At 42.6% G+C, this 12,958-nt stretch carries 10 protein-coding genes; 6 read left to right on the top strand and 4 right to left on the bottom strand.

Annotated elements, in window-relative coordinates; all coding sequences use genetic code 11:
• Positions 1 to 581 precede the first annotated feature (581 nt).
• A complete protein-coding gene (locus FHG64_RS07970; RefSeq protein WP_139065902.1) occupies positions 582 to 830 on the top strand; it encodes a type II toxin-antitoxin system Phd/YefM family antitoxin in 249 nt (82 codons plus the stop codon).
• Positions 831 to 1,027: 197 nt separating this feature from the next.
• Here the strand turns inward: FHG64_RS07970 and FHG64_RS07960 are convergent, their stop codons facing one another.
• From FHG64_RS07960 to FHG64_RS07950, 3 genes are all read right to left on the bottom strand, one after another.
• On the bottom strand, positions 1,028 to 2,932 hold the full coding sequence (locus FHG64_RS07960; RefSeq protein WP_246054344.1) for a BamA/TamA family outer membrane protein: 1,905 nt from the start codon (positions 2,930 to 2,932) through the stop codon (positions 1,028 to 1,030).
• A 64-nt stretch (positions 2,933 to 2,996) separates the two neighbouring features.
• A complete protein-coding gene (locus FHG64_RS07955; protein ID WP_139065901.1) occupies positions 2,997 to 3,359 on the bottom strand; it encodes a YraN family protein in 363 nt (120 codons plus the stop codon).
• Between the two features lie 73 nt (positions 3,360 to 3,432).
• The gene (locus FHG64_RS07950; RefSeq protein WP_139065900.1) at positions 3,433 to 4,008 is read right to left on the bottom strand and encodes a hypothetical protein; all 576 of its coding nucleotides are present in this window, start codon (positions 4,006 to 4,008) and stop codon (positions 3,433 to 3,435) included.
• 121 nt (positions 4,009 to 4,129) lie between these two features.
• Here FHG64_RS07950 and metG point away from each other — a divergent pair, with 121 nt between their 5' ends.
• The 3 genes from metG (at position 4,130) to FHG64_RS07935 (ending at position 10,211) form a co-directional block, all read left to right on the top strand.
• On the top strand, positions 4,130 to 6,208 hold the full coding sequence (gene metG / locus FHG64_RS07945; RefSeq protein ID WP_139065899.1) for a methionine--tRNA ligase: 2,079 nt from the start codon (positions 4,130 to 4,132) through the stop codon (positions 6,206 to 6,208).
• 205 nt (positions 6,209 to 6,413) lie between these two features.
• On the top strand, positions 6,414 to 7,316 hold the full coding sequence (locus FHG64_RS07940; RefSeq protein ID WP_139065898.1) for a histone deacetylase family protein: 903 nt from the start codon (positions 6,414 to 6,416) through the stop codon (positions 7,314 to 7,316).
• A 117-nt stretch (positions 7,317 to 7,433) separates the two neighbouring features.
• The gene (locus FHG64_RS07935; protein WP_139065897.1) at positions 7,434 to 10,211 is read left to right on the top strand and encodes a M16 family metallopeptidase; all 2,778 of its coding nucleotides are present in this window, start codon (positions 7,434 to 7,436) and stop codon (positions 10,209 to 10,211) included.
• Positions 10,212 to 10,303: 92 nt separating this feature from the next.
• Here FHG64_RS07935 and FHG64_RS07930 read toward each other — a convergent pair whose 3' ends face one another.
• On the bottom strand, positions 10,304 to 10,633 hold the full coding sequence (locus FHG64_RS07930; protein WP_139065896.1) for a single-stranded DNA-binding protein: 330 nt from the start codon (positions 10,631 to 10,633) through the stop codon (positions 10,304 to 10,306).
• Between the two features lie 264 nt (positions 10,634 to 10,897).
• On the opposite strand from FHG64_RS07930, the gene FHG64_RS07925 reads away from it, so the two are divergent.
• Together FHG64_RS07925 and FHG64_RS07920 are read left to right on the top strand one after the other, a co-directional pair.
• Positions 10,898 to 11,518, top strand: coding sequence for a DEAD/DEAH box helicase (locus tag FHG64_RS07925; protein ID WP_139065895.1), 621 nt, complete (start codon positions 10,898 to 10,900; stop codon positions 11,516 to 11,518).
• Between the two features lie 164 nt (positions 11,519 to 11,682).
• Positions 11,683 to 12,945, top strand: coding sequence for a DUF389 domain-containing protein (locus tag FHG64_RS07920; protein WP_168191334.1), 1,263 nt, complete (start codon positions 11,683 to 11,685; stop codon positions 12,943 to 12,945).
• The last annotated feature ends 13 nt before the right edge of the window (positions 12,946 to 12,958 follow it).

Here is a 12,958-nt window from a genome sequence, read left to right as displayed (position 1 = left end):
TCCGGTTGTTGGTTGTCCTGTACAGCAGGAAGGGGGGTAAAGTATCTTTCTCACAGGAAGCCAGGAAAATGGTTGCCGTTAACAGTAGGTAAATTTTTTTCATTTAAAACATTTTTATACGATTAATAAAAAATTCTGCATTAAAGGTGTAGGGACAAAAAGCTTTAAAAAGCAGCATAAAGAAGTTTGAGTTGGCAATATAATGTGATTTTAATAAAGTACATTATGGTTTTCCGTACAAATAGTATGGGTTTTTCGCCAATAAGGTTCTTTTTATTTGGTATAGGAAACTCCAACCGGGTTGAGGTTGTAACTAATATTTGAAAAGGTCACTTGTTTTGTGCAGGCGTTAGAAGGGGGAGGAGCAAAGCCTGCATGTTCTCCAAGGGATGCTACAATTAACCATAGGAAGATATCCTAATCTACAATGGGGAATGGCTATTGTATATATTAATTTACGGGCAGGAAATTTCGAGGACAGTGGTCAGTAAAAGCAGGAGGAATAAAGTTTAAAAAAATCATATAACCAAGAGGTAATAATTTCATTCACGATTTAATTACTTTTAGGTATCTTCAATTTTATGGAAACAGTAAATTACTCAGAATTTCGTGCTAAACTGAAGCATTGGTTCAGTAAGGTAGGCATTGACCAAAGCGGCATCATTATCGAGCGAAAGACCAGCAATGATCTTGTATTAATAACTCTGGCAGAGTACAATTCTTTAAAAGAAACCACCTATTTGCTTACCGGAAAAAACAGAGATATTCTATTGAACTCCATTAAAGAACTGAAATCGGAAAAAGGTGTGCAAAAAGACCTGATCGAATAGATGAAATTGATCTGGCCGACTTCTTCCTCGGAGGATTCTTTATACTGGCAAAAAGTCGATAAAAAGCTGGTTAAACTAATTAACGAACAATCATTACGAGAAATGAAAACCATAAACTTTTCATGTTTAATACTCTAAGCAGCGGTAATGAATTATACCCTATGTCCTGCCCAATAAATCTAATAACCGCTCCAAAATCACTGGTATAACACAGTCCTCGGTTTTCCAAATTCAAAATCCTGGAACCCGAAGTCGGCAGTATTAAAGGCGTTGATCCTAAAGACATCATTTCCATTACCGGGCATACGGGGATAAAAGGAAAAGGATAACTGGAAAACGTCGAAGACCAGGTAATCGTTGCTTATAATAAACCCTGCTCCAATCGCATTATATACCCTGCTGTTGGAGATCCTTTGATCATTATCTCCCAGCATGGCAACAGAATATTTTAAAAAGGGATTAAGCCGGAAACCCCACATGTTCCATGGGGAATAGAATTGGGTTTGCAGGGTGAGCAGGAACTTTTGGGTACCGAATATCCTGCTGCGAAACCCTGGGATCCCCATATTATTAAGCTCATGGAAATCGGCCCCGTATACACCCAGGATACTGCCATGCTCATTAAGGGTGACGCGATCACCAATAGTATTAAAACGATTCTCTCCCCATACCACCTGTGGCTTTATAAACTGCCGCATTTTCCAATAGGGGCCTATGTCGATTAGATTGGTAAAATAATTTGCCTGAAAAGCTAGGGTGGTTTGCTCTGGTTCCTTTTTGTGAAAAAATAAACCTGCTTCTATATTGGTGCTTAAAAACCCCCAGTTAAAGTAATTACCATAGGCCACTCTTCCTCCCATATAGAGACGGTCCCTGTGATTCTTCCTTTGGTAACCCCCGGTGATCCCATATACCGTACCAACGGGCACGTCCTCAATGATCCCGTAGTTAAAGATATACCGGTCCTGTTCGAACTGCCGTGATGCTATCCCTATACTACCCAATAAAAAGGTTTCACTGGAAAAGAACCTGTCGGGGTCAACTTCAATATTGGGGCTTTCTTTAAAATTTACCCGGAGATATCTTGCAGAGGTAATGAGGTTGGTGGTACGGTCATTTTCAGAATCTCCTTTAAACACCTGGAAGGAATGCCCTGCCCAAAGATCATAGGTATTATACCTCAACCTGTCATAATGCAGCTCCAGCGCCTCTGTAGCCAGGGAATCTTTTCTTAGTTGCTGGTCGGCATATACCCCACCGGCCCATCTTGTAAAAGGTGAATAGAAGACCCTTTCAATATTGATCCCTTTATAAAAGGAATTATCCAGGTAAGAACTATAACCTACTGTTGAGCCTATATAAGTGTTTTTAAAATTCCTTACGGTATATCTTACATCATAGGCATTCTCCCCCAAATCAAAATGCCTGGTAAAAAGTGCCCGCAGGTCATGGCCGGTGCCTAAAAAGTTACGTTCCCGTAAACCTAGCCTAGTACTTGAAGTTGAAAAAGAGGCTTCAGGGATGACACTCCAGGAATCCAGCACCCTCACTTTTACGTCTACAGAGTCTGCCTGTGACGGAGTATCCTGCCTAACATGACTGGCAGTTATTTGAGCGCTGCGAATATAGGTTTGCCTCCTTATAAGTCGTTCAGATTCTTTTATTAACAGACTGTCCAGGGGCTTATTTTCTTCTATTAGCAGTAGATCCCTTAATACCCATTCCCGCGTTCTCACGTGTAGCCTGTTGCCTGTTCTTTCTACCCAGCTCTCTGCCTTCTTAAGTGTATCATTAATGGAATTGCCAAAAGGATCCAGGGTTTCAATTATAATGTTCCGAATTATTTTACCCTCATAATCTCTAAAGCTTCTTTGCTGTCGTCTTCGAAGAGCTGCCCGGCCGCTTTGTTTTGTGGACCTGAAGACCAGGCCGTGAAGAAATCTTGTAACTTTTGTTTTTTCTGAAAATTCCTCAATCTCTTCATATAATTTAATAGTATCATTTTCAGGTTTCTTCTCCTGGGCAACACCTGCGGTTGCAGCAAAAAGAAGGATCACCAGGAAAAGAATATTTTGTTTTAATGATACAAGGCGGTAAGACATTGCAGGGGGTTGAATTTTTCTGCTATTGTTGATGGATCAATAAAGTTTCTGTAATATAATAATTTCATTCAAAACTAAGAAAGGCATCCTCTATATGGTCAATACGGGTGCCTGCTTTGTTTTTAATGATGGCCACAATATCAAAACGCACTTCCACATCCATGTTGTGGTCATTGACAAAATGATCTACCGCTTTGACCAGGCGATGGATCTGCCGGGCTTTTACAAATTCCTGGGGATTCCCAAAATCGGGCGTACTGCGGGTCTTTACTTCTATAATCGAGAGAATATTATCTTTTCTGGCAATGATGTCTACCTCTGCTTTTTGGTAAACAAAGTTTCTTGCTACGATCTCGAAACCTTTTTTGAGAAGAAAATCTACTGCGAGATCCTCTCCTGCCTTTCCCAGTTCATTATGTGCTGCCATCCATTAAAAAGGAATTAATTGAGCGATAGGGATATTAAAAGTACGGCATTTTATAATACGCGCATTAAATAAATCAGGGTTTATAAACCACGGTTTGAACCTTCAGGTCCATATATGCCAATTCTTCCTCAGTAGGTTCCAGGATAAAGTCTCCATAAAATTTTCCTTCAGGACTGTTTTTTGGCGCCAGGAATACCCTCAAATTACTGTTTTCCAGGTTTCCTTCATTCCACACCACGGCGCCGCTGTAATCCCAGCCAAAACCATAGAAGGAAATTGGTTTTCCGTTAAGCTCGTTGAGCTGTTGATAGGTCGTTCCGGGTTGTATCCCTGCATTTGTTTTCCACTTCCCCGCTTCAGCAAATCGAATGTCATTTATCTGTGTGCGCTCCTCATTGGCCCAGGTGATATGTAGTTCATCCTGAGTATCGGGATAAAGAATGCAATAGGGGTATTCCTCTGTGCCTTCTTCAAACATCCCTACATCTTCCTTCATATCGGCATCTGGATGCTTTTGTTTTATCTCATCAAGAGATAGGGACGCCAGGTTTTCCACTATAAAAGGATCCTGCGTAGATGGCTCATTTGGTTTTGTACTCTTGCAGGACACTGCGCCTGCAAGAATTAATAAAACTAATAATCGTTTCATTCCGGTGAAATTTGGGATAAAAGTAGATACATTTCCCGCACCGGCATTGTCTTTTACAAGAATTTAACGCGTAATATTTAACAGTTACGTACCTTTACAGCCTTAAAAATTTCACCAGTTAATGGAGCAATCTCAACAACGATATACAATTACAGCCGCCCTGCCATATACCAACGGGCCTATTCATATTGGACACCTGGCAGGGGTTTACGTGCCGGCAGATATTTATGCGCGATTCCTGAGGATGCAGGGCCACGACGTTGCCTTTGTGAGCGGGAGCGATGAACACGGGGTGGCAATCCCGATGAAAGCCAAGAAAGAAGGGATCACCTCGCAGCAGCTTATAGATAAATATCATTCTATTATAAAAAGATCTTTTGAAGATTTTGGAGTTTCCTTTGATAATTACTCCCGTACATCATCAGAAGTACATCACAATACAGCATCACAATTCTTTAAGAAACTCTTTGATGAGGGAAAATTCATCGAGGAGACTACAGAGCAGCTTTATGATGCAGAAGCTAACCAGTTCCTGGCTGACAGATTTGTAACAGGGACATGCCCAAAATGTGGGAATGAGGAAGCCTACGGGGACCAGTGTGAAACCTGCGGAAGCTCTCTCAATGCAACAGATCTTATAAATCCAAAGTCGGCTATTACAGGTGCTGTTCCTACAATGAAACAGACGAAGCATTGGTTTCTGCCTATGGATCAATATGAGGACTGGCTTAAGGAATGGATCCTTGTAGGGCATAAACGTGACTGGAAAGTGAATGTTTACGGGCAGGTTAAATCCTGGATAGATGATGGCTTAAGGGCTCGTGCTGTAACCCGTGACCTGGATTGGGGAATCCCGGTGCCGGTAGAGGGAGCCGAAGGTAAAGTGCTTTATGTGTGGTTTGATGCACCTATTGGATATATTTCATCTACCAAGGAGTGGGCAAAGAGAGAAGGAAAGAACTGGGAAGATTACTGGAAGGAAAAAGACACCAAACTCGTACATTTTATAGGTAAGGATAACATCGTTTTCCATTGTTTGATCTTTCCTATTATGCTAAAAGCTGAAGGATCCTACATTTTACCTGAAAATGTCCCTGCCAATGAATTCCTTAATCTTGAAGGAAAGAAGCTCTCCACTTCCAAAAACTGGGCAGTTTGGCTGCACGAATATTTGCAGGATTTCCCTGGTCAACAGGATGTGTTGAGGTATGTGCTTACAGCTAATGCGCCTGAGACAAAAGATAATGATTTTACGTGGAAAGACTTCCAGGCAAGAAACAATAATGAGCTGGTAGCAGTATTCGGGAATTTCATTAACCGGGTAGTGGTACTTACTCAAAAATACTATGAAGGTGAAGTTCCTGCCCCGGGAAATTATTCTGAAGTAGATGAAGAAACCCTGTCGGCTTTAAGAGCCTATCCGGCAGTGATCGCGAGTTCAATTGAGAAATATCGCTTTCGTGAGGCGCAGGGGGAATTGATGAACCTGGCAAGACTGGGGAATAAATACCTGGCAGATGAGGAGCCCTGGAAACTCATTAAAACAGATGAGGAGCGGGTAAAAACGGTAATGTACGTGGCCCTGCAAATAGCAAGTGCCCTGGCTACCCTTAGCGAACCTTTCCTTCCTTTTACTTCAGCAAAACTGAAGAAGATATTGAATATGGAGCAGGAGGAAACAGTAAAGGACGGCACCTTGTGGAATGAGATAACTTCTAAAGAAGCCTTACTCCCTGCCGGGGAGCATATTGGGGAAGCGGTATTGCTTTTCAGTAAAATAGAAGACGAACAAATACAACAACAACTGGATAAATTGGAAGCGACAAAAGCAGCAAACGAAGCAGAGAACAAGAAAGCAGCACCGCAAAAAGAAACTGCCACCTTTGAAGATTTTTCAAAAATGGACCTGCGGGTTGGGACTATTGTAGAAGCCACCAAAATGCCGAAGGCAGATAAGCTCCTGGTCCTTAAAGTAGAGACCGGGCTTGATACAAGGACCATAGTTTCAGGAATAGCCCAAAGCTTTAAACCGGAAGAGATCATTGGTAAAAAAGTAACCGTACTGGTAAACCTGGCGCCAAGGAAATTACGTGGTGTGGAAAGCGAGGGAATGATCCTTATGACTGAAGATACTGCAGGAAAGCTGGTATTCCTTAACCCCGATACCGATGGGGTGGAGAATGGGGCAGTGATATCTTAAGTTTATTTGTTGGAGTGATTAGCCTGGAATTATATATGTTCGGATGCAATAGATATTTTGTTTGTAGTTCTATGTCAACCTGAACGCAGTCGAGGCGCAGTCGAGATGTCACCCCGAGCGCAGTCGAGGGGTCTCCTTGTAGCAGGATCGCTCTTATTTACGACCCGTTCTCGACTGCGCTCGAACTGACATTCTAAAAAAAAGCATGCTCAAAATCGCCTACCATTCCATTTATAAACATCCTTTGCCGGAAGGTCACCGTTTTCCAATGGAAAAGTATGAGTTGCTTCCAAAACAGCTCCTGCATGAGGGTACCTGCACGAAAGAGAATTTCTTTGAACCGAAAGCAGCTGCCACAGAGCATATCCTTTTTGCTCATAGCACCGACTATGTCGAGGATCTTCAAAACCTTAACATAGATGCCAGGGCAGCACGAAAAACAGGTTTTCCGCTGTCGGCAGAACTGGTTGAGAGAGAGATCAAAATCGCGGGTGGAACGATTCAATCTGCACAGTTTGCTTTAACGTATGGAATCTCAATGAACATTGCCGGTGGTACCCACCACGCTTATTCCGGCCACGGGGAGGCTTTTTGTCTATTAAACGATCAGGCCATTGCTGCGAGGTACCTTCAGAAGGAAAAACTGGCAGGGAAAATTCTTATTATAGACCTGGATGTACACCAGGGGAATGGAACAGCAGAGATCTTTGAAGGGGATACTTCAGTCTTCACCTTCTCCATGCATGGGAAGAATAACTATCCATTTAAAAAAGAAAGATCAGATCTTGACATAGAGCTGGCAGATGGTACCGGCGATGAGGAATATCTCTCTATCCTAAAAAGAACACTTCCAAAACTTCTGGAAGAGCAGCAGCCGGATTTCGTCTTTTACCTTAGCGGGGTGGATATAATTTCAACCGATAAACTGGGAAAACTTGGCTGCACGGTAGAGGGATGTAAGGAAAGGGACCGGTTTGTACTCCAAAGCCTCTGCGACCTTAATCTCCCGGTGCAGGTAAGTATGGGAGGAGGTTATTCGCCTGAAATTAAGACCATCATCGAAGCACACGCCAATACCTACAGGCTGGCACAGGAGATCTGGTTTTAGAGGGTGCGACCTATATTTGAAAGCATGATAATTTTGCTGCAGGAATCTGATAATGTGTGCTTTAAATTCCTATCTTTAGGTACCCCACCTAATTAATAACCTGTAATTTTTAAAATTATGAAGAAGTTCGCTATTCTTCTCGTATTCCTTGTGTTCTGTTTTCAGGAACATAATGCACAAAACTTTAAGGCAGATAATATTAATATCGAGTACGAGCGATTTGTTCTGCCCAATGGTTTAAAACTCCTGGTTCATGAGGATCCCAAGGCGCCTATAGTAGCGGTAAACGTATGGTATCACGTAGGATCCAAAAATGAAAAACCAGGGAAGAGCGGTTTTGCCCATCTTTTTGAACATTTGATGTTCAATGGGAGCGAGAATTTTAATGATGATTACTTCCAGGCAATCGAGAGAATTGGTGGGACAGATGTGAATGGAACTACAAACCTGGACAGGACCAATTATTTTCAAAACGTACCGGTATCGGCTTTGGACCAGGTTTTATTTCTGGAATCGGACAGGATGGGCCATATGCTGGGCGCTATTACCCAGGAACTATTGGATGAGCAACGTGGTGTGGTACAAAACGAAAAGCGGCAGGGTGAAAATCAACCCTATGGGCAGCAATGGAATTATCTTACCCGTGCCCTGTATCCAAAAGGCCATCCTTATTCCTGGACCGTCATAGGAGAAATGGAAGATCTTAATGCGGCAACCCTGGATGACGTTCGGGAATGGTTTAAATCCTATTATGGTGCTGCAAATGCTGTAATTGCGATTGCAGGGGACATCAAACCTCAGGACGCTTATGACAGGGTGCTTAAGTATTTTGGCCATATTCCCGCCGGTCCTACAATTGAGAGACAGGAGAGAAATATTCCCGAACACTCTAATGATACTTACCAGGTGTATGAGGACCGGGTGCCGGAAAGCAGGGTTTTATTTGCCTGGAACACTCCTGACTTTGGGGACAGGCAGGACATTCATATGGACCTTATTGCTTCTATACTAAGTAGCGGAAAAAATTCCCGGTTATATAAAAAACTTGTCTATGAGGAGCAAATTGTAAGTTATGTCAACGCCTATCAGGCTTCAGCAGAAATTGCGAGTAGATTTATTGTCTCTGCCAATGTAAGGCCCGGGGAAGATGTGGAGCGCGTGAAGAACACGCTTTTAGCTGAAATAGAAGATTTGATAGAGAATGGTCCTAAAGAAGAAGAACTTAAGCGGGTGAAAGCAGAGTATTTTGCAAACTTCATCAAGGGAATGGAACGAATTGGTGGTTTTGGAGGGGTAAGTGACATCCTGGCCTCCAATGAAACATATTTTGGAGATGCTTCTTACTATAAAACCGTTCTTAAATATGCTGAAGAGGCAACTGCAGAGGACCTTAGAAAGACTGCTAAAGAATGGTTAACAAAGGGAAAGCATACATTGATAGCAAATCCTTTTCCGCAGTATACAGTTACGACTTCAACGGTGGACCGCTCCAGCCTGCCGGAATTAGGAGTGACCAGGAGCAGCAAGTTCCCCCAGGTAGAACGGGAAAGACTTTCCAACGGTATGGAAATAGTTTTGGCAAGAAGGGAAGGTGTTCCCACCATTGCGATGAACCTTATGTTCAATGCGGGTTTTAAAACAGATCATATAACACAACCGGGAACCGCTGCCTTAGCCATGAATTTAATGGATGAAGGCACTGCAAATATGGATGCACTGGAAATAAGTGAAAAGCTTCAGTTATTGGGAGCCAGTCTTTATACAGGGTCAGACCAGGATATTTCCTCTGTAGGAATGACTACCCTTAAACCTACGTTGGATGAAAGCCTGGACCTATTTGCAGATGTTGTTCTTAACCCTGCCTTTGAAGAAAAGGAATTTCAGAGATTAAAGACAGAGCAACTTAACGGCCTCAAACGGGAGAAAGCGCAGCCTTTCACCATGGCATTAAGGGCTATGAATAAATATCTTTATGGGGAGGACCATCCATACGCAAGTCCTTTTACAGGCAGCGGTTACGAGCATACGGTAGAGAACATAACCCGGCAGGATATTGTCACTTTTTACAATACATGGATCAAACCCAATAATGCTACCCTCATAGTTACGGGAGATGTAACTATGCCAGAGTTAAAATCGAGACTTGAGAGATCCTTAAAGAACTGGAAGAAAGGGGAGGTGCCAGAGATTACTTTTACCACACCAAAACAGGCTGCCGGCAATACTCTTTATTTGATCAACCGGCCGGAGTCTGAACAAACTATAATAATTGCTGGGCATTTAACAGAGAAGTACGGCGATCTAAATGAAGTGGCGGTAGAGCAAATGGTAAGTATTCTTGGGGGAGAGTTTACCTCGCGTATCAATATGAACTTAAGAGAAGATAAAAACTGGGCATATGGTGCGGGAGGATTTGTGATGGATGCACAACAGGAAAGACCATTTTTGGTGTATGCCCCTGTACAAACAGACAAAACAGCAGAATCTATCATGGAACTGAAAAAAGAAATTGAAGAATTTATTACCTCCAGACCGGCCACCCAGCAGGAATTGGACAAGGTTAAAACCAATAAGGTCCTCGCGCTACCGGGGCAATGGGAAACTAATTCTTCAGTGAACAATTCTCTCTATAACTTAGTGAAATACAATCTGGGAGATGATTACTATCAAAACTACGATGCCACGGTGAGGAATCTGCAAATTGGAGATCTTCATAAAGCCAGCCAAATGGTAGTTAAACCAGAGGAGGTAAACTGGTTTGTAGTAGGAGACAGGGCAAAAATAGCTTCCAGGCTTGATGAGTTGGGATTCAATTCCATTGTGGAGATAGATCCAGATGGAAACCCACTTACTCCTGCAGTGGGTAGCAAGGGTAAGCAAAACCTGAAAAATTGAAATTCTGGTTTTGCTAAGAGGTAAGAATATAAAAAAAAGCGCAGGAGCGAGAGTTCCTGCGTTTTTTATAACGAATTAAAGTATTCTATTTTTTACTTCATTAGCAATAGCTCATTACAAACGATCTCTGTAACATATCTTTTCACTCCATCCTTATCCTCGTAGCTGCGGCTGGTGAGTTTGCCTTCAAGGCCTACTTCTTTTCCCTTTGGAACATAATTTTCAATAAGGTCAGCCAGTTTTCCCCAGGCTACTACATTGTGCCATTGGGTATCTGTGATCTTTTCTCCTTTGGAATTCTTGTAAAAATCATTGGTGGCCAGGGAGAATTTGGCAAGCTTTTTACCAGATTCAAGATTAACGATCTCGGGCGCATTTCCCACGTGCCCAATTAACTGAACTTTGTTTCTTAAAGTGCTCATAACTATAGAATTTTGTTTAGCTGAAAATCATTCGTTCATTTCAACAGGACAAACTTAGCCTGAGCTTAGCGCCTTATTCGGTTGGTAAAAGCTTGTTTTCGTTTACTTTCGTTTGTAAACGTTTGTTGTCGGGTATATAAAAGATCTTTTTACTTCAATATATTCCAAAATGCAGTGGTACCTTTGACTGCTGAAATTTTTCTGTAATAATTGAAATTTTAGCAACCGAATTTTCAGCAGAATAAATCCATTAGATAAATATTTATGTCCTTCAAAAAACTTCATCCCCTGCTTAAAGATACTCTTGAACACCTGGGAATGGAGGCTCCCACTCCTTTTCAAAAAGCAGCTTTGCCACGTATAAAGAGCGGTGCGAATATTTACGGGATTGCACCTGAAGGCGCAGGAAAGACTACCGCCTTGATCATTAGCACGATCCATAAGCTCAATGCCGAAGCTTTTGAAGACGCTCCGCGGGCATTGATCATTGTGAAGGATAAGGAGGCAGCCCTGGCGCTGGAAGAAGAATTCAGAAGGTTTTTAAAGAATACAGATCTCAGGATCTTTTCTGCCTACGATCAACCCGATCTGGATACTCAAAAGGGGGAGATCTATGAAGGAGTGGATATTGTGATCTCCACTCCCAATAAAATTTTCAGGTTATTTAAGGCTACAGGGATCAATGTTACGCAATTGAAATTATTTGCTGTTGATGATGCTGAATTCCTTTCCGGAAATAAATATTACAATGACCTGGTTCGAATCCCCGAGCATATTTCCAAATGCCAGTATCTCATATTTGCTTCAGCTATGAATGGAAAAATAGAGAGATTTCAGGATTCCTTTATGGCACATTCAGAAGTTGTGAAGGTTTCAGGTAATTAGATCCTTCCGAAGAAAAATCCCTAAAACTACCTTAAGGCCACCCGCTGTTGGCTGCATATTTTTTATCTTGTAGAAGATCAATGAATACCTGGTACCGGGGCGCACCTGCTCCTGCTTATTTTTCCCGGATTCCGGGTTTTTTCGGGTATTCCCAAAACACGTTTATGCGCCAGTTAACAATCAAATTGCCAAAAGGACATAAGGATAAGGTACTGGAAACTGTAGAAGAATTTCAGGGAAAAAATACCATTCATCTTCCAAATGAGGAGCATGATGTTTTCATGATCTACCTCCCAAACGAGAGGGTAAATGATTTCTTAAAGAAGATTGACCAGTATGAAGAGCCGGAGATCAACCTCATTCCACGCGGAGTTATTACATTATATCCTCCGGCCTCTGAATCCCCGGACCAGGTAGCCGATGTGCAGCCAAAGAGTTCCCTGGAGATCTACCTGGGAGGTATTCAAAGCGTGGGATCGATGTTTGGCCTTTTTGGTTATTCCCTGGCTGCAGGGATCATTGTATGGATAGGGCTTTTTACTACCACCACGTACCTTCTGGTTGCCGCAATGCTGGTAGCCCCTTTTGCAGGACCGGCTATGAACGCGGCCCTGGCAACGTCCGCTGGCAAAATGCCTTTGCTTAAAAGCAGCCTGATGCGTTATGGTTTGGCCATAATTACCGGGATTATTGCCAGTTTAATACTAACTTTCATATTCCCACTTAAGACCCTTACTCCCCTAATGGAGGAGGTAAGCCAGGTTTCTAAATTTGCCCTTTTCCTGCCGCTTATTTCAGGTTTCGCGGGCGCGGTAAATATATGCCAGTCAGAGAGGGACAGCCTGGTCTCCGGTGCGGCAGTGGGTATTCTTGTGGCAGCATCCCTGGCTCCACCGGTGGGACTGGTAGGAGTGGGATTGTATATGATGGATTGGCAGGTAGTCTTTAGCAGCCTGTTCAGGATCCTACTGCAGTTGCTGGGAATTCACCTGGCGGCCACCCTCGTGTTTTATTTTTACGGACATGTAACCCCAAAAGGTGTAAGATTTTTAAAAGGGAGTTATAAGACAGTTGTGATCACCAGTCTTGTAGTGCTGTTCGGAATAGCCGGAATGATGTACTGGCAGTTCAGCCAGCCGCCTTTCCTTCGTAAGGCCAGTATGAATACCGAATTGGCCGAAGTCCTGGATGCCGAACTTCAGAAATTAGAGTATATTAAAGTCCTTAATAAAGATGTAACCTTCAGCAATGAAAAACTGGACAATAAATCCCTGGCAAGGTTTGAAGCTACAATTCTTGCGAAGGACACCACTATTACAGATGAAGCACTAAAATCGGCAGTTATAAACCACCTAAAACAGAATATGGATTATCCCTACCGCCGGGATATTTATGAAGTATATGAAATACGGGTGGTGACAGATTAACGAGTTTCTTAAC

Origin of the sequence: Antarcticibacterium flavum (genome assembly GCF_006159205.1) — a bacterium.
Lineage (GTDB): Bacteria > Bacteroidota > Bacteroidia > Flavobacteriales > Flavobacteriaceae > Gillisia > Gillisia flava.
The sequence above is the reverse complement of the archived record's forward strand: the minus strand, read 5'-3'. Positions and strand labels throughout refer to the sequence as shown.